Annotated in this window: 19 protein-coding genes, 1 tRNA gene and 1 riboswitch; of the genes, 12 read left to right on the plus strand and 8 right to left on the minus strand. The window is 69.2% G+C overall.

Features of this window, described 5'->3' with window-relative positions; all coding sequences use genetic code 11:
- Window positions 1–2 precede the first annotated feature (2 nt).
- Window positions 3–506, minus strand: a complete 504-nt coding sequence (locus FV229_RS00905) for a TIGR02281 family clan AA aspartic protease (RefSeq protein WP_246687994.1) — start codon at window positions 504–506, stop codon at window positions 3–5.
- A gap of 212 nt (window positions 507–718) precedes the next feature.
- Window positions 719–847, plus strand: a riboswitch (TPP riboswitch).
- 144 nt (window positions 848–991) lie between these two features.
- On the opposite strand from FV229_RS00905, the gene thiO reads away from it, so the two are divergent.
- Genes thiO through FV229_RS00925 form a run of 4 tightly spaced genes read left to right on the plus strand, consistent with a single transcriptional unit; the run spans window position 992 to window position 3,775 of the window.
- The gene (gene thiO, locus FV229_RS00910; RefSeq protein ID WP_348644169.1) at window positions 992–2,137 is read left to right on the plus strand and encodes a glycine oxidase ThiO; all 1,146 of its coding nucleotides are present in this window, start codon (window positions 992–994) and stop codon (window positions 2,135–2,137) included.
- The gene (gene thiS / locus FV229_RS00915) at window positions 2,134–2,346 is read left to right on the plus strand and encodes a sulfur carrier protein ThiS (RefSeq protein ID WP_147750132.1); all 213 of its coding nucleotides are present in this window, start codon (window positions 2,134–2,136) and stop codon (window positions 2,344–2,346) included. Before thiO ends, thiS begins: the two co-directional genes overlap by 4 nt.
- A 3-nt stretch (window positions 2,347–2,349) precedes the next feature.
- Window positions 2,350–3,150, plus strand: a complete 801-nt coding sequence (locus FV229_RS00920) for a thiazole synthase (protein ID WP_147750133.1) — start codon at window positions 2,350–2,352, stop codon at window positions 3,148–3,150.
- A 16-nt stretch (window positions 3,151–3,166) separates the two neighbouring features.
- Window positions 3,167–3,775: a thiamine phosphate synthase gene (locus FV229_RS00925; RefSeq protein WP_246687995.1), complete on the plus strand. Its 609-nt coding sequence runs from the start codon at window positions 3,167–3,169 to the stop codon at window positions 3,773–3,775.
- 228 nt (window positions 3,776–4,003) lie between these two features.
- Here the strand turns inward: FV229_RS00925 and FV229_RS00930 are convergent, their stop codons facing one another.
- The 6 genes from FV229_RS00930 to map form a co-directional block, all read right to left on the minus strand.
- Window positions 4,004–4,756, minus strand: a complete 753-nt coding sequence (locus FV229_RS00930) for a peptidase (protein WP_147750134.1) — start codon at window positions 4,754–4,756, stop codon at window positions 4,004–4,006.
- Window positions 4,757–4,786: 30 nt separating this feature from the next.
- On the minus strand, window positions 4,787–5,614 hold the full coding sequence (locus FV229_RS00935) for a transglutaminase family protein (RefSeq protein ID WP_147750135.1): 828 nt from the start codon (window positions 5,612–5,614) through the stop codon (window positions 4,787–4,789).
- 207 nt (window positions 5,615–5,821) lie between these two features.
- On the minus strand, window positions 5,822–6,766 hold the full coding sequence (locus FV229_RS00940) for an alpha-E domain-containing protein (RefSeq protein WP_147750136.1): 945 nt from the start codon (window positions 6,764–6,766) through the stop codon (window positions 5,822–5,824).
- Window positions 6,767–6,847: 81 nt separating this feature from the next.
- Window positions 6,848–8,287 (minus strand): circularly permuted type 2 ATP-grasp protein, encoded by a 1,440-nt coding sequence (locus FV229_RS00945; RefSeq protein WP_147750137.1) that lies wholly within the window; start codon window positions 8,285–8,287, stop codon window positions 6,848–6,850.
- Window positions 8,288–8,377: 90 nt separating this feature from the next.
- Complete coding sequence (radC, locus tag FV229_RS00950) at window positions 8,378–9,124, minus strand: DNA repair protein RadC (RefSeq protein ID WP_147750138.1); 747 nt, start codon at window positions 9,122–9,124, stop codon at window positions 8,378–8,380.
- 4 nt (window positions 9,125–9,128) lie between these two features.
- Entirely contained in the window at window positions 9,129–9,947 is an 819-nt protein-coding gene (map, locus tag FV229_RS00955) for a type I methionyl aminopeptidase (protein ID WP_147750139.1), read from the minus strand.
- Between the two features lie 219 nt (window positions 9,948–10,166).
- Between map and FV229_RS00960 the strand changes: the two genes are divergently transcribed.
- The 4 genes from FV229_RS00960 (at window position 10,167) to ettA (ending at window position 13,660) form a co-directional block, all read left to right on the plus strand.
- The gene (locus FV229_RS00960; protein ID WP_147750140.1) at window positions 10,167–10,421 is read left to right on the plus strand and encodes a zinc-finger domain-containing protein; all 255 of its coding nucleotides are present in this window, start codon (window positions 10,167–10,169) and stop codon (window positions 10,419–10,421) included.
- Between the two features lie 19 nt (window positions 10,422–10,440).
- Entirely contained in the window at window positions 10,441–11,640 is a 1,200-nt protein-coding gene (locus FV229_RS00965; protein ID WP_147750141.1) for an FAD-dependent monooxygenase, read from the plus strand.
- Window positions 11,641–11,695: 55 nt separating this feature from the next.
- Window positions 11,696–11,781: transfer RNA gene (locus tag FV229_RS00970), tRNA-Leu, on the plus strand.
- Window positions 11,782–12,007: 226 nt separating this feature from the next.
- Window positions 12,008–13,660, plus strand: coding sequence for an energy-dependent translational throttle protein EttA (gene ettA / locus FV229_RS00975; RefSeq protein ID WP_147750142.1), 1,653 nt, complete (start codon window positions 12,008–12,010; stop codon window positions 13,658–13,660).
- Between the two features lie 332 nt (window positions 13,661–13,992).
- Here ettA and FV229_RS00980 read toward each other — a convergent pair whose 3' ends face one another.
- Window positions 13,993–15,165, minus strand: a complete 1,173-nt coding sequence (locus FV229_RS00980; protein WP_147750143.1) for an amidinotransferase — start codon at window positions 15,163–15,165, stop codon at window positions 13,993–13,995.
- A gap of 208 nt (window positions 15,166–15,373) precedes the next feature.
- Here FV229_RS00980 and FV229_RS00985 point away from each other — a divergent pair, with 208 nt between their 5' ends.
- The 4 genes from FV229_RS00985 (at window position 15,374) to hpnJ (ending at window position 19,891) form a co-directional block, all read left to right on the plus strand.
- Window positions 15,374–16,504 carry a flippase-like domain-containing protein gene (locus FV229_RS00985; RefSeq protein ID WP_147750144.1) on the plus strand — a complete coding sequence of 377 codons (1,131 nt, stop codon included), beginning with the start codon at window positions 15,374–15,376 and terminating at the stop codon, window positions 16,502–16,504.
- Window positions 16,504–17,100 (plus strand): ABC transporter substrate-binding protein, encoded by a 597-nt coding sequence (locus tag FV229_RS00990; protein ID WP_246687996.1) that lies wholly within the window; start codon window positions 16,504–16,506, stop codon window positions 17,098–17,100. Before FV229_RS00985 ends, FV229_RS00990 begins: the two co-directional genes overlap by 1 nt.
- A gap of 75 nt (window positions 17,101–17,175) precedes the next feature.
- A complete protein-coding gene (gene hpnI / locus FV229_RS00995; RefSeq protein ID WP_147750146.1) occupies window positions 17,176–18,360 on the plus strand; it encodes a bacteriohopanetetrol glucosamine biosynthesis glycosyltransferase HpnI in 1,185 nt (394 codons plus the stop codon).
- 97 nt (window positions 18,361–18,457) lie between these two features.
- The gene (hpnJ, locus tag FV229_RS01000; RefSeq protein ID WP_147750147.1) at window positions 18,458–19,891 is read left to right on the plus strand and encodes a hopanoid biosynthesis associated radical SAM protein HpnJ; all 1,434 of its coding nucleotides are present in this window, start codon (window positions 18,458–18,460) and stop codon (window positions 19,889–19,891) included.
- The last annotated feature ends 118 nt before the right edge of the window (window positions 19,892–20,009 follow it).

The raw sequence follows: 20,009 nt of genomic DNA on the forward strand, positions 1-20,009 counted from the left end.
TCTCAGCCCCGCAGCGTCAGCGTGCCGCCGGCGATGCTGAAGTCGCGCACCCGCTTGAGGAACGACATCCCAAGCAGGTTCGTGCCGAGGCCGCCGCCGGGCACGACCACCGCTTCGACGTCGCGCACGGTGACCGGCCCGATCCGGATCATGCCGATGCGCACCGGGGCGACCCGCACCACGCCGTTGGCCGTCATCACCGGTCGGGTGAAGTCGCGCGGCGTGAGGACGAGGCCGAGACGCGCGGCCGCCTCCTCGGTGAAGCTGCACGCGGTGGCGCCGGTGTCGACCATCATCCGCAGCGAGCGGCCGTCCACCAGGGCGTCGGCGAGGAAGTGGCCGCTGCGGTCCGCATTGAGGGCGATCGCGCTCGGCACCGAGAAGGATGGCGGCGCCGCTGGTACCGGCTGCGCGTCGGGCTTGCGGTGAGTCAGGCGGTCTCCGACCCCGCCGAGCACGCCCGCGGCGAGGCCGGCCCCTACGCAGAGCATCAGGATCGTCCGCAACGCCAACCTCCGCGCCCCGAGGGGACCGGCGTAGACCATCACGGAACCGGTGAACGATACGTGGCGCCCTGCGCGCCGCCGGGGTAAACCCGCCGCCTTTCGTGCCGACAGGGTTTCCGAACCGTCTCGGCATGACGACGACAGACGGCGACCATCCTGCGCGCTCGCCCCTTCGACGGGGTTGACCGGGCCGGCCGTCGGGACCACATCTGCGGTGTTCCAGGGAGATCCCCGGCAAGGGGCTGAGAAACCGCTGGCAGGCTCGCGAGGGCTCGCGGCGCGGAAATCCTTCGAACCTGATCCGGTTCACACCGGCGTAGGGATTGGACCGTGGGCGTCGTCCTCGTGGACGGATCGCACCAGCTTCTCGAAGGAAGCGTCAGGCCCGGTCTCTGCGACACCACGCGGAGGATCTTTTGGGTCGTCACCCAGCATCACCGATCGGGGTTCGCCGAACGAACGGCGGCACGAACCCGTCCGTCACGTTGCCCGTCCGCGCCGACGTCGCCATCGTTGGCGGCGGCCTGATCGGGCTGTCGATCGCCTGGCGCATCGCGCAGTCCGGTCGGTCCGTCGCGGTCGTCGAGCGCGAGACCATCGGGTCCGGCGCGAGCCTCGCCGCCACCGGCATGCTGGCGCCCGCGGCCGAGCACGAGCCCGGCTCGGACCCGCTGCTCCCGCTCGCCCTCGATTCGCTGCGGCGCTGGCCCGGGTTCCGCGACGAACTCGAAGCGGCCGCCGGCCACGACATCGACTACCGCGAGGACGGGACGCTGGTGCTGGCCATCGGCCGCGACGAGGTCGAGCGCCTGCGCTTCCGCTACGAGCTGCAGCGCCGCTCGGGCGTCGCCGCCGAATGGGTCGCGGGCACCGAGGTCCGCCGCCGCGAGCCGGCCTTGCGCCCCTCGGTCACCGCTGGCGTGTTCTGCCCGCTCGACCACCAGGTCGATCCGAGTCGGGTGATGGCGGCGCTCGTGCAGGCTTGCCGTGGCGCCGGCGTGGCGCTCGTCGAGAACAGCCCGGTCGTCGCCCTCGAACGGACATCCGGGCGCGTCACCGGCCTCCGCACCGCCAATGGCGTTCTGCAGGCCGACACCGTGATCCTGGCGGCCGGCGCCTGGAGCGGGGAGGGCGGCCTGCTGCCCCAAAACCTCGCGCTGCCGGTCCGCCCGCTCAAGGGCCAGTCGCTGGCGCTGAAGACGACCGCGCGCACCGGCACGCTGTCGCACATGGTGTGGACCGAGCAGGTCCACATGGCACCGAAGGGCGACGGCCGCATCGTCGTCGGCGCGACGGTGGAGGATTGCGGCTTCCGCCCCGGCGTCACCGCCGGCGGGCTCTACGCCCTTCTGGAGGGCGCGCGGCGGGTGCTGCCCGGCATCGAGGAGATGGAGGTCGAGGCGGTGTGGAGCGGGTTCCGCCCGACCTCGGACGACGACGCGCCGATCCTGGGCGAGATCGCCCCCGGGCTGGTCGTCGCCACCGGCCATCATCGCAACGGCTACCTGCTCGCCCCGGTGACCGCCGACGCGATCGCCGCCCTCGTCACCACGGGCGCGATGCCGGTGGTGGCCCGGGATTTCTCCCTCGCACGGTTTACCGCAAGCCAGGACGTGAGGCCTTCGGCATGAGGCTGACCGTGAACGGGCAAGCCCGCGAGATCGAGGCCGCCGACCTCGCCGCTTTGTTCGCGCACGCGGCGGAGGAGACCGGCAGCCCCGATCCGCAGGGGGTCGCCATCGCGGTCAACGGCCGCGTCGTCCGCCGTCGCGATTGGGAGCGCACCCCGATCGCGGACGGCGACCGCATCGAGATCGTACGCGCCATGCAGGGAGGCTAGAGGATGCTCGACACGCTCACACCCCTCCGTCCGGAGGCCGACGACCCCTTCGTCGTCGCCGGCGTCACGCTGAGTTCGCGCCTGTTCATCGGCACGGCCGGCTATCCGACGCAGGTGATCATGCGCGATGCGGTCGCGGCCTCGGGGGCCGAAGTCGCCACCGCCTCGATCCGCCGGGTGTCGCTCCAGGGCCACGGCTCGGACACGGTCGAGATCCTGAAGGGGCGCCGCTTCTTGCCCAACACCGCCGGTTGCGAGACCGCGCGCGACGCGATCATGACCGCGGAGCTGGCGCGCGAGGCCCTCGACACGAACTGGATCAAGGTCGAGGTCATCGGCGACCGCGAGACGCTGTACCCGGACGTGACCGAGCTGATCGAGGCCTGCCGCCACCTCGTCGACGACGGCTTCGTCGTGCTGCCCTACTGCAACGACGACCCGATCGTCTGCCAGCGGCTCGCCGACCTCGGGTGCGCCGCGGTGATGCCGATGGGCTCGCTCATCGGGTCGGGCATGGGCATCGCCAACCCGGCCAACCTGGAGCTGATCTGCCGCCGCATGAGCGTGCCGGTGATCGTCGACGCCGGCATCGGCACGGCCTCCGACGCGGTGATCGCGATGGAGCTTGGGGCCGACGCCTGCCTGATCAACACCGCCGTCGCCAAGGCCGACGACCCCGTCCGCATGGCCTACGCCATGCGCGGCGCGGTCCAAGCGGGACGCGACGCGTATCTTGCCGGCCGCATTCCCCGACGCGGCCGGGCCGAGCCGTCGAGCCCGCAGCTCGGCCTTGTCGGCTCGTAGCCTGCCGTCGCCCCTGTTGGCGGTCACCGACCGGCACGGGCCGCGCCCCCTGGTGGAGGCCGTCGCCGCCGTGCTCCACGGCGGCGGTCGCTGGGTCTGGTTCCGCGACAAGGACCTGCCACCATCCGAGCGGCGGGAGCTGGCGGCGCGGATCGCCGAACGCGTCGGCCAGGCCGGCGGCGTGCTCACCGTCGGCGGCGACGCCGACCTCGCGGCCGATCTCGGCGCCGGACTCCATCTCGGCGGCGGGACGGATCGATCCGCCATCGCCGCGGCCCGGCAACGAGTCGGCGCAGCCCTCGTCGGCATCTCGGCCCACACGCTCCGAGATGTCGCGGAGGCGGCCGAGGGCGGCGCGGACTACGTGACGCTCAGCCCGATCTTCGCCACCGCGAGCAAGCCCGGCTACGGCCCCGCCCTCGGGATCGGGGCCATCGCCAAAGCTGTGCGGATCGGAATTCCGGTGATCGCGCTCGGAGGGATCGATATCATCACCGCCGCCGAATGCCGTCGGCACGGCGCGGCGGGTATGGCCGTGATGGGCGGCCTGATGCGAGCCGCCGACCCAGCGGCTGAAACGCGCGCGCTTCTGAGCGCCTGGGCAACCCGCTCGGACGAGCGCTGAGGCAGGATCAAAGGATCGCAGGATCCTGGCTACCCGCTCGGCGTTTCGCCGAAAACCGCTCTCGATCGGTTTCGCCCACCAACCCCCTCATCCTGAGGTGCGGCATCAGCCGCCTCGAAGGAGCCATCCAGCTCGCGCGCGATACCTGGAGGCCTCCTTCGAGGCCTCCGCTTCGCTGCAGCACCTCAGGATGAGGTCGCTGATTGGGAGCGAATAGATTCGGCAAACCTACTTCGTCGGCGCAGGCCCGTAGGGCGGGCGCGGGATCGCGCGGTGGGCGGCGCGCAAAGCTGCCGACCAGCGTTCGCGCAGGTCGTGGAAGTAGCCCTCGCCGGCTTCGATCCGGTGGTTGACCTCGAGGTCGAGGGCGTTGCGGCGGGCGAGGGCGATGTCGATCGGCAGGCCGACGCCGAGGTTCGAGCGCATCGTCGAATCCATCGAGACGAGGCCGACCTTGAGCGCGTCGTAGAGCTCGGTCTCGAACTTCACGGCGCGGTCGAGGATCGGCTTGCCGTACTTGTGCTCGCCGATCTGCAGGAAAGGCGCATCGGTGCTGCACTCGATGAAGTTGCCGGCCGAGTAGATCAGGAACAGCCGCATCGGCTCGCTGCCGATCTGGCCGCCGAACAGCAGCGACACGGAGAACCGAAGCCCCGCCGCCTCGAATCCGGTCTTCTCGATCGCGCGCACGCGGCGGATGGCACGGCCGACGAGCTGGGCCGCCTCGAACATCGTGGTCGTCTCGACGAGCTTCAGCTTCGGCTCGCCGTCGTCGCCGGTCACGCCCTCGGAGAGCAGGCTCAGCACCGATTGCGTCACCGAGAGGTTGCCGGCCGAGGCCAGCATCATCACCCGCTCGCCCGGCACGTTGAAGTGGTGGAGCTTGCGATAGGTCGAGATGTCGTCGAGCCCCGCATTGGTGCGGGTGTCGGCGATCATCACCAGGCCGTCCTCGACGAGGACGCCGACGCAGTAAGTCATGGGATCAGGCTTTTCGAAGAGGTGCGCGCGTCAGGATTGCGGTGCCGCCTGGGCTTGCTCCACCCGGAGCTTCACGTCCAGCGTTTCGGTGCCGCCGCCGGTGCGGCTGCCGCGGATCGGGGCGGCGCCGAGGTAATCGAGGCCGGAGGCGACGCGGATGTAGGCCTCCGTCGTCGCGTCGCCGGTGGTCGGGTCGAAGCCGACCCAGCCGAGATCGGGCACCAGCGCTTCGGCCCAGCCGTGCGGCGTCTGCTGCTCGACGTCGCTTCCCTCCGGACGGTGGTATCCGGAGACGTAGCGGGCGGGAATCGCCCGGTGCCGGGCGGCGGCGATGAAGACGTGGGCGAAGTCCTGGCACACGCCGGCCTCCGCCGCGAACGCCTTCGGCGCGGGCACGGCGGCGCTGGCAGGGCCCGGTGTGTAGTTCATGTGCGCGTGCACCGCGGCCATCAGGCGGTGCAGGAAGGGGAGGGTGGCCGGATCGCCGGCGGTGGCGACCGCGTCGGACAGCGCCTGGATCTCCGGGCTCGGCAGGACGAGGTCGGTGTCGCGCAGGTAGAACGTCTCGGGCAGCCGCTCGACGGCGCCGCGGACGATGCCGTGGGTCTCGTGGGTGTCGACCTCGCCGGTCACCCGGATCACCAGGGCGTCGGAGGCCTGGTCCGGCGTGAACCAGTGCACGACGTTGCCGTAGCCGTCCTCGCGCTCGGTGAGCCGGCCGTCGACCGACGGCTCGATCCGCCAGCGCCGGACGTACTGGCCATCGTGGTCGCGCGGCGTCATCCGCAGGACCTGGATCAGCCCGCGTGCCGGTTGCTCGTAGCTGTAGATGGTCTCGTGGACCACGCGGATGCGCATGCGTCGATTCTGCCCGTCTTGCCTCTGCCGGCTTCGTTCGTGCCGGCTTTGCCTTCGCCGTCCCGCCTCCGCCCCTCTTGGCGGCGCCGACGTTCGGAGCCACGCGCGGCCCCGGTGCCATGTTCTACACGACGTTCCGCGGTCGCGCGCAACCGAGCCCGCGTCCTTGGAAGCCGAATCGCCGCGTCTTCCGCGGGCCTCGGCGCTTCAGCCGAGGTACTGGTCCGCGATCGCGGCGCCGACCTTGTTGTTCTCGCCGATGAACGCGATCACGAACTCATGCAGCCCTGAGGCGAAGACCCGGTCGATCTCCTCGCTTTCCAGGCGCGCGAGCAGGTTGCTCGCGAGTCGCTGGCTCGCGCCGCGGCGCCCGTAGGCGTCGGCGATCAGGTCGAGATGCTCGACGAGCACGCCGTAGCAGTTGGCGAAGGAGCGCGGCATCTGCCGGTTGAGGATCAGCAGGTCGGCCACCAGCAGCGGCTTGACGCTCTCGCGATACACCCAGTGATAGGCGTTGAAGGCGGAGACTTCGCGCAGGATCGTGGTCCACTGGAAGTAGTCGAGGCTGCCGCCGACGGTCTCGGATGCCGGCAGGAGGATCTTGTACTTCACGTCGAGGATGCGGGCGGTGTTGTCGGCCCGCTCGATCGCGGTACCGAGCCGCGTGAACCAGTAGGTGTCGTTGCGCAGCATCGTCCGGTAGGCCGAGCCGTCGAAGGTCAGCGAGATGCCCTTCACCCAGTCGAGGAAGCGCGAGAACGCGTCGCGGTCGAGGTCCTTCTTCTCGTAGGACCGCAATTCGAGCCACGCCCCGTTGATGGTGTCCCACATCTCCGTGGTGAGCGCGGTGCGGACGCTCCGGGCGTTCTCGCGCGCGCTCTCGATGCAGGAGCGGATCGAGGACGGGTTGTGCGGGCTGAAGGCGAGGAAGTCGCACACGGTGGCGGCGTTCACGCCGTCGTAATGCGGCTTGAACACCTCCGGGTCGCCGGCAGAGGCCAGCGCCGAGGCCCATTCGTTGGTCTCGCCCCCGCCGTAGCTCGTCGGCAGCGAGGCCAGCCGATGCGCGGCGTCGAGGATGCGGGCGACGAATTCCGCCCGTTCGACGTAGCGCGAGAGCCAGTAGAGGTTGTCGGCAGTCCTGGAGAGCATGGCTGTTTCGCTGGGTCTCTTCGGCTCGGCCCGGAGGCGTGCGCCGCTCCGCGGTTCTCGGTGAGGGCAGGCGTCAGGCCGTCACGCGTCCAGGACCCAGGTGTCCTTCGTACCGCCGCCCTGGCTCGAATTCACCACCAAAGATCCCTCCTTCAACGCCACGCGGGTGAGCCCGCCCGGCACGATGCGGATTTCGTCGGCGCCGCACAGCACGAAGGGGCGCAAATCGACGTGGCGCGGGGCCACGCCCGAGGCGACGAAGGTCGGGCAGGTGGAGAGCGAGAGCGTCGGCTGGGCGATGAAGCCGTCCGGCGCGTGGCGCAGGCGCTTGGCGAACTCCTCGATCTCGCGCTTGGTCGCGTGCGGCCCGACGAGCATGCCGTAGCCGCCCGACCCGTTGACCTCCTTCACGACGAGCTCGGACAGGTTGTCCATCACGTAGGAGAAGGCCTCCTTCTCGCGGCAGCGATAGGTCGGAACGTTGTGAAGGATCGGCTCCTCGCCGGTGAAGAACTTCACGATCTCCGGCATGTAGCTGTAGACCGCCTTGTCGTCGGCGATGCCGGTGCCCACCGCGTTGGCCAGCGTGACGCTGCCGCGCTCGTAGGCGTTCATCAGGCCAGGCACGCCGAGCATCGAATCGGGGCGGAACACCAGCGGGTCGAGGAAGTCGTCGTCGAGGCGGCGGTAGATCACGTCGACCCGGCGCGGCCCCTCGGTGGTCCGCATGTAGACCACGTCGTCCTTGGTGAAGAGGTCGCCCGCCTCCACCAGCTCGACGCCGAGCTTGTCGGCGAGGAACGAGTGCTCGTAGAACGCCGAGTTGTAGCGGCCGGGCGTCAGCAGCACGACGGTGGGGTCGCGGGTCGCCGTCACCGGCGCGAGGCTGCGCAGCGTCGCGAGCAGGGCGTCCGGATAGTTCTCCACCGGCGCCACGCGGTGGCGGGAGAACAGGTCCGGGAACAGCCGCAGCATCACCTCGCGGTTCTCGAGCATGTACGACACGCCGGAGGGGATGCGGGCGTTGTCCTCCAGCACGAAGAAGTCGTTCTCGCCGGTCCGGACGATGTCGATGCCGGCGATGTGCACGTAGAGGTCGTGCGGCACCCGGAACGAGCGCATCTCCATGCGGTAGTGGGCGTTCTTGTAGACGAGGTCGGCCGGGATGATGCCGGCCTTGATGCATTCCTGGGCGCCGTAGATGTCCTTCAGGAACATGTTGATCGCGGTGACGCGCTGCTTCAGCCCGCGCTCGAGGAAGCCCCATTCCGGCTTGGTGATCACCCGCGGGATGATGTCGAACGGGATCAGCCGCTCGGTCGATTCGTTGTCGCCGTAGACGGCGAAGGTGATGCCGATACGCCGGAACAGTAGCTCGGCCTGGCTGCGGCGGGTGTTGAAGTGATCGACAGGCGTCGCGTCGAGCCACGCCTTGAGCTGGCCGTAGGCCTCGCGGACGTCGGCTTGGCTCGTCGCGCTGCCTGCGAAGGCGGTCATCTCGTCGAAGGCTACGCCCGCCATACAGTCTCTCCCCGATACGGCACGCTAGAGGCAAGAGGCGCGCCACGCAAAGGGATTACGAGCTTGTCCGAGGCTCGTTCCAAACACGTCTCAGATCAGGCGCAGGCCCTTTAAGCTGGCATGACCCGATCGGCCGAGGATGACGTGGTCGTGCACCACGATCTTCAGCGGGCTCAACACGGCGACGACCTCGCGGGTCATCGCCACGTCGGCGGCCGAGGGCGCCGGATCGCCCGACGGGTGGTTGTGCGCCAGGATGATCGCGGTCGCGGACAGTTCGAGCGACCGCCGCGCCACCTCCCGCGGGTAGACCGGCGTGTGGTCGACCGTGCCGCGCCCCTGGATCTCGTCGGCGATGAGGTGGTTGCGCTTGTCGAAGAACAGCACCCGGAACTCCTCGCGGGTGGCGAAGGCCATGGTGGCGCGCAGGTACTCGATCAGTTCGGCCCAGGAGGAGAGCAGCGCGCGCTGTGCGATGGCGCCCCGCGCCAGCCGCCGCCCGGCCGCCTCCATCAGCTTGAGGTCGGCGACGACCCCGGCGCTGACGCCCTCGACCTCGGCGAGGCGCGCCGGCTCGGCGCTCAGCACCTCCGCGAAGCTGCCGAAGCGGCGGATCAGCGCCTTGGCCAGCGGCTTCACGTCCCGGCGCGGGATGGCGCGGAACAGGGCGAGCTCGAGCAGCTCGTAGTCGGGCAGCGCGTCGGCGCCTTGTTTCGCGAAGCGCTCGCGCAGGCGGTCGCGATGGCCGAGATAGTGCGGCGGCGCCTCCGGCTTCGGGGCGACGGCCGGCCGTTCGGCGAAGAGCCCGTGCTCGGCCTCGTCGCCGGGGCCCGGCACGGCCTCAGGCTCCCGGGTTGGCGGGCTGGTGCAGCCCCTTCGGCGACACCGTGAAGATCTCCACGCCGGTCTCGGTCACCGCCACCGTGTGCTCGAACTGGGCCGAGAGCGAGCGGTCGCGGGTCACTGCGGTCCAGCCGTCGGAGAGCACCTTCACCGCCGGGCGGCCGAGGTTGATCATCGGCTCGATCGTGAAGAACTGGCCCGGCCTCAGCGGCACGTCGTAGCTCGCCTCGACGTAATGCAGGATGGTCGGCGCGTCGTGGTAGCTCCGGCCGAGGCCGTGACCGCAGAAGTCGCGCACCACCGAGCAGCGCTCGCCCTCGGCGTAGGTCTGGATCGCGCGGCCGATGTCGTTGGTCGAGCCGCCGGGCTTCACCGCGGCGACGCCGCGCATCAGCGCCTCGTAGGTGATCTCGCACAGGCGGGCGGCCTTGCGCGGCACCTCGCCGACGAAGGCCATCCGGCTCGAATCGCCGTGCCACCCGTCGAGGATCAGGCACATGTCGAGGTTGACGATGTCGCCCTCGCGCAAAGGCTTGTCGTTGGGGATGCCGTGGCAGACCACGTGGTTGATCGAGGTGCAGATCGATTTCGGGTAGCCGCGATAGAGCAGCGAGGCCGGGTAGGCGCCATGATCCATGGCGAACTCGTAGGCGAGCTTATCGAGCGCCTCGGTGGTCACGCCGGGCTGGGTCGCCTCCATCAGCACGTCGAGGCCTTCCGCCGTCAGGCGTCCGGCGCGGCGCATGCCTTCGAAGCCCTCCGGCCCGTGGATCGGTGCTTGGGGCACCCGCCGCGTCGCTTGGTCTTGCTGATTCATCGAGGGGCTTGTCCGCACCGGGCCGGTCTTCGACAGCTTATGTACGGCGTGGCCGCCGCAGCGCCAAGTCACGGAACTCTACGGCGGGCGACCGACCCGGCGCCGCGTGACCTGAGGGCGCCTGCGTTCGCTCCGAGGCTTGCGCCGGACGGAGGCACGGCGGCATAAGCGGGGCTCGGGCGACCCGGTGCGACGGGTCCCAAGGCACAGGACGGCGCGATGGCTGACAGGGCGGTACCGCACTTCCACAACGAGCTCGGCGTCGCGGTCATCCATGTCGGCTCGCGCGAGTTCATGTGCATCGGCGCGCTGCCGCCGTTCGACCACCCGCACGTGTTCCTCGACATGGGTGCCGACAACGAGATCATCTGCCAGTACTGCTCGACGCTCTATCGCCACCGCGCCGACCTGAAGGCCGGCCACGCCGACCCGGCGGCGAGCGTCTGGCACGACCAGAAGGCGGCGGCCGAATAGGGCCATGCCGCGAAGCCTGATGCCGCGAGACCCGGGGCCGGCGCTGAGCGTCGCCGTGGTCGGCGGTGGGATCGGCGGGCTGACCGCGGCCCTGGCGCTCAACGCCGCCGGCCACGCCGTCACGATCGTCGAGCGCCGAACCGGGTTCAGCGAGGTCGGCGCCGGTCTCCAGCTCTCCCCGAACGCGAGCCGCGTGCTCGCCGACCTCGGCCTCGCGGCAGCCCTCCGGCGCGCCGGATCGGAGCCGCCGGGCGTCGTCGTCCGCGCGCTCGATTCGGGCCGCAAGGTTGGCGGCGTGACGTTTGGCGCGGCGGCGCGCGACGCCTTCGGCGCGCCCTACTACGTCATCCACCGGGCCGACCTTCAGACCCTGCTCCTCGACGCGGTGCGCTCGCGCCCCGGCATCCGCCTGATGATGGGCCGCGAAGTCACCGGCCTCACCGAGACCGAGGACTGCGTCACCCTCGCACTTGAGAGCGGGAACGGCGCGCGCAGCGAAAACCTGTCGGCCGACTTGGTCGTCGGCGCGGACGGCCTGCGCTCGCGCATCCGCGTCCACCTCGATCCGCGTGGGCTCAGCCAAGCCGGGATGGCCGCCTGGCGGGCGATCGTGCCGCGTGAGGCGGTGCCGGAGGCGCTTGCGGGCGAGGCGACCGGGCTCTGGCTCGGGCGCGGCCGCCATGTCGTCCACTACCCGATCCATGCCGGGCGCGACCTCAACGTGGTCGCGGTCGTGCCGGAGCGGCAGGGCGACGAAGATTGGGGGCGGCTCGGCGAGCCGGCGGTGCTGCGCGCGCAGTTCCGCGACTGCGCGCCGGATCTGGCCGAACTCCTGACCGTGCCCGATTCCTGGCTGGTCTGGTCGCTCGCCGACCGGCCGGTGGCGCGCCCGATCGCCCGCGGCCGGATCGCGCTGCTGGGCGACGCCGCCCACCCGGTTCTGCCGTTCCTGGCGCAAGGTGCGGCACTGGCGATCGAGGATTGCGCGATTCTTGCGCAGTGCCTCGCCGTGCAGCCCGTCGTCGAAGCGCTCGACGCCTACGCCAGGGCTCGTCGGCGCCGGGTCCGCCGGGTGCAGCGCGCCGCCCGCGCCAACGGCCGGACCTACCATGCCGGCGGCATCACCGCCTTCGTGCGCGACGCGGTGATGCGTCGTCTCGGCCCAGACGGCATGCGCGAACGCTACGCCTGGCTCTACGGTTGGACGCCGGACGCTTGATCTCGAGAAACTTGATCTCGGCCGCGCCGACGGTTACCGCTTCGGCGCATCGCAGGGCCGCTTGCCGAAATTGGTAGACGGAAGGCACTTAAAATGCCTCGGGCTTCGCCCGTGTGGGTTCGAGTCCCACAGCGGCCACCACGCCCCGATCCATCCCCCGATCCTTGCCCGGCACCGGCCGTCCTGATACGCGAGCGGGATCATCTCCAGGGATTGCGGGTGAGGGCGTGCCGCGCCCGATCCGCAGAACCGTACCCCGCAAGGTTCGCCGCGGGCATGGCGCGTGCCTGCCCGGACGACCCTGCACCCGCCATCGGGCCGCGCGACCTCCCGCGCCGGCCCCGCCGAACCTGATAGGATGCCTGCGATGGCCCGCGAATTCATCTACCACATGAAAGGCCTGACCAAGACCTACACCGGCGGGAAGAAGGTGTTGGACAACGTCAACCTGTCCTTCTACCCCGATGCCAAGATCGGTGTGCTCGGCATCAACGGCTCGGGCAAGTCGACGCTCCTGAAGATCATGGCCGGCATCGACACGGAGTGGACCGGGGAGGGCTTCGTCGCGCAGGGCGCGCGGGTCGGCTACCTGCCGCAGGAGCCGCAGCTCGATACGACCAAGTCGGTCCGCGAGAACGTGATGGAGGGCGTCGCCGAGAAGCAGGCGCTGCTCGACCGCTACAACGAGCTCGCGATGAACTACTCCGACGAGACGGCGGACGAGATGACCCGCCTCCAGGACGAGATCGAATCGCAGAACCTCTGGGAGCTCGAATCCAAGGTCGACCAAGCCATGGAGGCCCTGGGCTGCCCGAGCGACGAGCAGCCGGTCGCCACCCTGTCGGGCGGCGAGCGCCGCCGCGTCGCGCTCTGCCGGCTGCTGCTGTGGGAGCCTGAGCTGCTGCTTCTCGACGAGCCGACCAACCACCTCGACGCCGAGACGGTGAACTGGCTCGAAGGCCACCTCAAGAACTACCCGGGCGCGATCCTGATCGTGACCCACGATCGCTACTTCCTCGACAACGTCACCAGCTGGATCCTCGAGCTCGATCGCACCAAGGGCATCCCTTACGAGGGCAACTATTCGGCCTGGCTGGTGCAGAAGCAGAAGCGCCTGCAGCAGGAGGGCCGCGAGGACATGGCCCGCCAGCGCTCGATCGCCCGCGAGCAGGAATGGATCTCCGCCTCGCCGAAGGCGCGCCAGTCCAAGTCGAAGGCGCGTATCACGCGCTACGAGGAGCTGGTCGCCAAGCAGAACAACAAGGTCGACGCGGCAGCCCAGATCGTGATCCCGATCGACGAGCGGCTGGGCAACAACGTCATCGAGTTCGACCACCTCAACAAGGCCTTCGGCGACCGCCTGCTGATCGAGGACCTGTCGTTCAAGCTGCCGCCGGGCGGCATCGTCGGCGTGATCGGCCCGAACGGCGCCGGCAAGACGACGCTGTTCAAGATGATCACCGGCCAGGAGAAGCCGGACGGCGGCGACATCTCCGTCGGCACGACGGTGAAGCTCGGCTACGTCGACCAGTCGCGCGACGCGCTCGACCCCAACGCCACGGTCTGGCAGGAGGTCTCGGGCGGCAACGACATCATCTATTTCAACAAGCGCGAGATCAATTCGCGCGCCTACTGCGCGGCCTTCGCCTTCAAGGGCGGCGACCAGCAGAAGAAGGTCGGCACGCTGTCGGGCGGCGAACGCAACCGCGTGCACCTCGCCCGCACGCTGAAGGGCGGCGCCAACGTCCTGCTGCTCGACGAGCCGACCAACGACCTCGACATGGAGACCCTGCGCGCCCTCGAGGACGCGCTGGAGGACTACGCCGGCTGCGCCGTCATCATCAGCCACGATCGCTGGTTCCTGAACCGCATCGCGACCCACATCCTCGCCTTCGAGGGCGACAGCCACGTCGAGTGGTTCGAGGGCAACTTCTCGGATTACGAGGCCGACAAGATGCGCCGGCTCGGCGCCGACTCGCTGATGCCGAAGAAGATCAAGTACAAGAAGTTTTCGCGTTGAAATAAACCGCGACTTGGCTTCCGTCTTCTCAAGAGATGGAGGCCAGGTTTTCTGCAGCCAGCGGCGTCTTCGCTCAATTCGGATGCTCCGCGAACCCGGTTCCATCCTCTCCCCGTCATTCCGGGGCTGCGCAGCAGAGCCCGGAATCCAGAACCTGAGGTCGAGTTCTAGATTGCGCCATCTGCGGCTCTGGATTCCGGGCTCGACTACGACGCCCCGGAATGACGGGCAGGGGGCTCTCGGCCGGGAGACGCGTTCAAGGGTCCCGAACCACAAACCAAAACGGCCGCACCCCTTCCGGGATGCGGCCGTTTTCGTTCGAGGCGAGAGGCCTAGAAGTACGACTTCAGCGTGCCGCGACGGCGCACGTCGAGGGTGGCGCAGTGGAACGAGCCGCCGAACGGGCCGTAGCTCAGGAACGGCGCCGGGATCGGGTCGAAGCCCCAGTCCTTGAGCGCCTTGATCAGCGTCGGCTGGCTCTGGTCCACGACGATCTTCTTCTCGTCGATGGCGAGCACGTTGATCGAGGTCCAGGGCGAGCACATCGAGATCTTGCTCATGAAGCCCTCGACCGGGTCGGGGCGCGGGGCGACGAGCACGTCCCACTTCTTCAACACCGCCGGCAACTTCTCGACGTCGATGTAGTCCGGGTTGACCAGTACCTTGCCCGGGGCGAGCGGCATGAACGACGAATCGATGTGCATCGGCTGCGGGCAGCGGCTCTCGATCTCGTGGACGCGGAAGCCCGAGCCGAGGTGGCGGCGCAGCCACTCGATGCCCATCAGGTTCGTCACGTTGGAGCGGGTGACGAAGATGTCGCGGCCGCAACGGACGAAGTCGGCGGCGTCGAAGACCGGCTCGAACTCGTTGACCGTGAACTGCATCGGCTCGCCGGCCTTCAGGTTCGGCACGCGGTAGTCGTAGTTGTACAGCTCGTCGGTGAGCTGCGGCCGCGGCGCCGAGGTCCAGCGCGCGCCGGCGCGGAAGTATTCCTTGAACAGCGAGCGGTAGGCGTCGCCCTCGAAGTAGCGCGAGCGCCAGCACATCGGGCTCTCGATGATCTCGTCGCCGATCACGAGGTACGGGTCGCGCGGGCAGGCGACGCAGAAGCCGCGGGACGACCAGCGCGGCGCGCGGTACTTCTTCGAGAAGTCGATGGTGTCCGGGCGGCGGATCTTCACGCCCTCGCCGGCGAGGATGCGAATGAAGTTGTCGAGCTCTTTCTGCGCGAGCTTCTTCATGAAGCCCGGGTAGCGGAAGCCCGAGGCGAAGCGGTAGAACGGCTGCGCCGCCCGCGGCAGGTTGAAGATCACGGTCAGGTGGTGCGTCGGGATCGTGGCGCCGTCGAGGGATCCGACGATCACCTCTTCGAGCGGGTCCCACTCGTTCCACGCCATCACCGGCGAGTGCGGCGCGGGGATTCCGGGTTCCCTGCTGACGAAGCCGTCGGCGCGGGCGTCGTCGAGCACGGCCTCTCCGGCCGAGTGGGAAGCGTCGCGGTCCATGGTGATCCCTTCGTGATGCGCCGTGCGGGCGGTCTGCTCGGGGTGAAAACCCCTGCTGCCGCTTTGGTCCGCACTGTGTCTATCGGGTGATAGACATTGCCGATCGTTGCTGCAACTTGAGCCTTACTCCTCGTCCGCAGCGGTCTTTTTCGGTCGAAATCGCGGCGAGAATCCAGCATCAAGCCCCCCCCGAGCTTGAAAGAGGATCATGAAGCGTCTGACGACCCTGGCCCTGATCGCCGGCCTCTGCACGGTCGTCGGCCTGTTTCTGTCCTCCGGTCTCGAGGATGTGGCCGCGGCAGTGGTGAGTGCCGGTTGGGGCGCCCTGGCGGTCGTCGCCGCGCGCGCCGTGGCCGTCGCATGGGCCGGCCTCGGCTGGTACGTGATCTTCCCCGTCTCCGGCCGGCCGAACCTCTCTGTCTGCATCAACCTGCGCTTCGTGCGCGAGGGCATCAACACGCTGCTGCCGGTGGCGACGGTGGGCGGTGACTTCGTCGGCGCGCGCCTCCTGGCCAAGCGCGGCGTCGCCGGCGGCCTCGCCGGCGCGAGCATGTTCGTCGACATGATGACACAGGCGCTGACGCAGCTGCTGTTCACGCTGGGCGGCCTCGGGCTGCTGGTGTGGCTCGCCGGCGACGGCCCGATCGTGCGCACCGTAGCCGGCGGCCTCGCCATCGCGGCGCCGGCCATCGGCGCGTTCTACCTGATCCAGCGCCGGGCTGGGCACCGCCTGATCCAGGGCATCGTCGATCGCTTCGCCTCGGGTCGCGAGTGGCAGGCGCTGGGTGCCGTCGACGTGCTCTACGACAACCTGCGCCGCCTCTACGGCGCGCCCCTGCGCATCTTCTCGGGCATCGGCGTGCACCTCGTCGGCTGGCTGATCGGCACGATCGAGGTCTACGTCTGCCTGCACTTCATGGGATACCCGGTGAGCTTCGCCGAGGCGATCGTGATCGAAAGCCTCGCCCAGGCCGTGCGCGGCGCCGCCTTCGCGGTGCCCGGGGCGCTGGGCGCGCAGGAGGGCGGCCTGATCGCGCTCTGCGCCCTGTTCGGCATCCCGGCGGAAGTCGCGCTCGCCCTGTCACTGGTGAAGCGCCTCGCCGACCTGCTCGTCGGCGTCCCCGGTCTCTGGCTCTGGCACACGCAGGAGGGCCGCCTCCGCCGCGAAGCCGCCGAGGCGGACGCCCCCGCGCCGGAGGAGGAGCGGGCCACCTTTCGCCGGGTCGGCGGCGCCTCCGTGCCGGCTACGCTCGGACCGTTCTACAGCTACGCGCCCCCCCGCGGCGCGAACGCCCACAGCGAGGACGCCGCGGTGCCGGAATTGAAGAAGTGCGCCTGATGCGCCGGTTCCTCGTCGCGCTGGCGCTCGCCGCCGCCGCGGTCCCGGCGTCGGCCGCCGACGATCCGGCGGTCGCCGTCGTCGACGGGCTCTACGCCCGCTTCGACGCAGCCGTGAAGAACGGCGCCGGAACCCTGAAGGACCGGGTCGACGCGGTCGGCCCGACCCTTGAGCGATCCTTCGACTACCCGGCGATGGTCCGCCTCGCGATCGGCGCCAAATGGGCCGACTTCACCCCCGAGCAGCAGGGCGCGATCACGGAGGCGTTCCGGCGCAACTTCGTCGTGACCTACGCCAACCGCCTCGCGCGGGCGGCGGGCGCGAAGTTCGAGGTGACCCGCAAGAGCGAGCCGAGCGGCAGCAACCAGCGCGTGCTCACCCACGTGACCACCCCGGACGGCGACGATTCGCAGATCGACTTCGTCGTGAACGCCGACAACCGCATCCAGGACGTGCTGCTCAACGGCAACGTCAGCGAGGTCGCGGGACAGCGGGCGACCCTCGGCCCACCGCTGAAGGCAGGCGGGGCCGACGGGGTGCTGAAATTCCTTCGCCAACGCACCGACGGCATGCTGGCCGCCAAACCGGCGCCTTGAACGGCCTGCACAGAGCCTTCGCGCCGCCCGCCGCGGCCCACCGATTCTCGCCTCCCGCGACCGAGCGACGTTCCCATGGACCTCACCTGGCTCTCGCCGATCCTTCTGGTCCCCGCGCTCGCGGGCTGCCTCTACGCGTTGACCGCGGCGTTCCTCGCCGGGCGGTTCTCCGCGACGCCGGCGCCCGAGTTCGCTGAGGGCGTGGATCGGCCGTCGGTCACCGTGCTGAAGCCCCTCTGCGGCCTCGAGCCGAACCTGTTCGACAACCTCGCGACCTTCTGCGCCCAGGACTATGCCGGCCCGGTGCAGATCGTGTTCGGCGTGCAGAGCGTCGGCGATCCCGCGATCGGCGTCGTGCGGCGGATCGAGGCGGCCTTTCCGGCCCTGCGGATCGACCTCGTCGTCGACGCGCGTCAGCACGGCTCGAACCGCAAGGTCTCGAACCTGATCAACATGTCGGACGCGATCGCCAACGAGGTCGTCGTGCTCGCCGACAGCGACATGGTGGTGCGCCCAGACTACCTCACGCGGGTCGTGGCCGAGCTGTCGGCCCCCGGCGTCACCGGCGTGACCTGCCTCTACCACGGCATCCCGGCCGACCGGGGCGTCTACGCCCAGCTCTCGGCGCTGGCGATCGACGTGCAGTTCCTGCCCAACGTCGTGATGGGCACCGCGCTCGGTCTCGCCAAGCCTTGCTTCGGCTCGACCATCGCCTTCACCGCGGCCTCGCTGGCCGCGATCGGCGGTTTCGCCACCTTCAAGGACGACCTCGCCGACGACTACGCCATCGGCGAGGCCCTGCGCGGCCTCGGCGGCCGGGTGGCGATCCCGAATTTTACGATCGGGCATACCTGCGTCGACACTGCGATCGCGGGCCTCTGGAGCCACGAGCTGCGCTGGAACCGCACCATCCGCAACGTCGACCCGGCTGGCTATGCCGGCTCGATCGTCACCCACGCCTTTCCGATCGCCCTCATCGCGGCACTCATGCCGGAGGCCGGCGCAACCGCGCTCGGCGTCGCCGCGCTGGCGCTCGCCTGCCGCATCATCCTGTCGATGCGGCTGGAGCGCGCCTTCGGCATCGGCCCCCATCCCTACTGGCTGTTGCCGATCCGCGACATCCTCTCGTTCGCGAACTTCTCATGGAGCTTCGTATCGGGTGCGGTGACATGGAAAGGTCACGATTATCGCGTCGTTGCGGATGGAACGCTTATTCCGGAGGGCAATCTCGGCCAGGATGCTGAGTCGCCCACCGTCTGACCTTGCCAGCCCGCCGTCTCGACTTGCTGTTTCGCTCTCTCATCCCCGATTCGTCGTCCTTCCGACCCGATCGCCCTGCTCTGAGGCCTTGAACCCCATGCGCACGCTCTTCCTTCAGGCTCCCACCTTCGACGGCTTCGACGGCGGCGCCGGTTCCCGCTACCAGGCCAAGCGCGAGATCAAGTCGTTCTGGTATCCGACCTGGCTCGCCCAGCCGGCCGCCCTTGTGCCGAACTCGAAGCTGATCGACGCGCCGCCGCACAACATCAAGCTGCCGGAGATCGTCGCCCAGGCCAACGACTTCGACATGGTCGTGCTCCACACCTCGGTGCCGTCGTTCAAGTCGGACGTGAAGACCGTCGAGGCGCTGAAGGCCGCCAACCCGAAGCTGATCGCCGGCCTGATCGGCGCGAAGGTCGCGGTGGACGCCGCCGGCGCGATGGCCCAGGCCCCGTGCATCGACTTCTGCGCCCGCAACGAGTTCGACTTCACCGTCAAGGAAGTCGCAGACGGCACGCCGATGTCGGAGATCAAGGGTCTGTCCTATCGCAACGCCGACGGCGTCGTGGTGCACAACGAGGACCGCGAGATCATGACCGACATGGATCAGCTTCCCTTCGTCACGAGCGTGTACAAGCGCGACCTCGAGATGGAGAAATACTTCATCGGCTACCTGAAGCACCCGTACATCTCGTTCTATTCCGGCCGCGGCTGCAAGAGCCGCTGCACCTTCTGCCTGTGGCCGCAGACGGTGGGCGGGCACACCTACCGCACCCGCTCGGTCGCGCACGTGATCGAAGAGATCAAGTACTGCCTGAAGGAGTTCCCGCAGACGAAGGAGTTCTTCTTCGACGACGACACCTTCACCGACAACCTGCCCCGCGCCGAGGAGATCGCGCGCGAACTCGGCAAGCTTGGCGTGACCTGGTCGTGCAACGCGAAGGCGAACGTTCCCCGTGAGACCCTGGAAGTGCTGAAGGCCAACGGCCTGCGCCTGTTGCTGGTCGGCTACGAGTCGGGCAACCAGAAGATTCTGAACAACATCAAGAAAGGCATGCGCGTCGAGGTCGCCGAGAAGTTCACCAAGGATTGCCACGACCTCGGCATCGCCATCCACGGAACCTTCATCGTCGGCCTGCCGGGCGAGACCCGCGAGACGATCCAGGAGACGATCGCCTTCGCCAAGCGCATCAATCCGCACACCATCCAGGCCTCGCTGGCGGCGCCTTACCCCGGCACATTCCTCTACAAGCAGGCGGTGGAGAACGGCTGGCTCGACGTCGAGAACGCCGAGCTCGTCGATGAGAACGGGGTGCAGATCGCACCGCTGCACTACCCGCACCTGTCGCATGCCGAGATCTTCGCGGCCGTCGAAGAGTTCTACCGGAAGTTCTACTTCCGCGCCCCGAAGATCGCCTCGATCGTCTCCGAGATGGTCCGGTCGCCCGACATGATGAAGCGGCGCCTGCGCGAAGGCGTGGAGTTCTACCGCTTCCTCAAGGAGCGTCAGGGCACCGCCAAGGCCGCCTGAACCCTTTCGGTCTCATGATGTCGTCGGCCGGGCCTCGCAGCCCGGCCGTTTTCGTTTATTGGGCCGGGGGCCCCGGCGGGTGGAGGGCAGGTGCCCTGCTCGCGATCTGCGTTCCTGG

It is taken from the genome of Methylobacterium sp. WL120 (assembly GCF_008039465.1).
Lineage (GTDB): Bacteria > Pseudomonadota > Alphaproteobacteria > Rhizobiales > Beijerinckiaceae > Methylobacterium > Methylobacterium cerastii.

What these genes read in the sequence shown, in the direction of transcription:
- thiS (WP_147750132.1), top strand. Translation starts at nt 2,134, where the DNA reads ATGAGGCTGACCGTGAACGGGCAAGCCCGCGAGATCGAGGCCGCCGAC.
- FV229_RS00920 (WP_147750133.1), top strand. Translation starts at nt 2,350, where the DNA reads ATGCTCGACACGCTCACACCCCTCCGTCCGGAGGCCGACGACCCCTTC.
- FV229_RS00930 (WP_147750134.1), bottom strand. Translation starts at nt 4,756, where the DNA reads ATGACTTACTGCGTCGGCGTCCTCGTCGAGGACGGCCTGGTGATGATC.
- FV229_RS00935 (WP_147750135.1), bottom strand. Translation starts at nt 5,614, where the DNA reads ATGCGCATCCGCGTGGTCCACGAGACCATCTACAGCTACGAGCAACCG.
- FV229_RS00940 (WP_147750136.1), bottom strand. Translation starts at nt 6,766, where the DNA reads ATGCTCTCCAGGACTGCCGACAACCTCTACTGGCTCTCGCGCTACGTC.
- FV229_RS00945 (WP_147750137.1), bottom strand. Translation starts at nt 8,287, where the DNA reads ATGGCGGGCGTAGCCTTCGACGAGATGACCGCCTTCGCAGGCAGCGCG.
- map (WP_147750139.1), bottom strand. Translation starts at nt 9,947, where the DNA reads ATGAATCAGCAAGACCAAGCGACGCGGCGGGTGCCCCAAGCACCGATC.
- FV229_RS00960 (WP_147750140.1), top strand. Translation starts at nt 10,167, where the DNA reads ATGGCTGACAGGGCGGTACCGCACTTCCACAACGAGCTCGGCGTCGCG.
- FV229_RS00965 (WP_147750141.1), top strand. Translation starts at nt 10,441, where the DNA reads ATGCCGCGAGACCCGGGGCCGGCGCTGAGCGTCGCCGTGGTCGGCGGT.
- ettA (WP_147750142.1), top strand. Translation starts at nt 12,008, where the DNA reads ATGGCCCGCGAATTCATCTACCACATGAAAGGCCTGACCAAGACCTAC.
- FV229_RS00980 (WP_147750143.1), bottom strand. Translation starts at nt 15,165, where the DNA reads ATGGACCGCGACGCTTCCCACTCGGCCGGAGAGGCCGTGCTCGACGAC.
- FV229_RS00985 (WP_147750144.1), top strand. Translation starts at nt 15,374, where the DNA reads ATGAAGCGTCTGACGACCCTGGCCCTGATCGCCGGCCTCTGCACGGTC.
- FV229_RS00990 (WP_246687996.1), top strand. Translation starts at nt 16,504, where the DNA reads ATGCGCCGGTTCCTCGTCGCGCTGGCGCTCGCCGCCGCCGCGGTCCCG.
- hpnI (WP_147750146.1), top strand. Translation starts at nt 17,176, where the DNA reads ATGGACCTCACCTGGCTCTCGCCGATCCTTCTGGTCCCCGCGCTCGCG.
- hpnJ (WP_147750147.1), top strand. Translation starts at nt 18,458, where the DNA reads ATGCGCACGCTCTTCCTTCAGGCTCCCACCTTCGACGGCTTCGACGGC.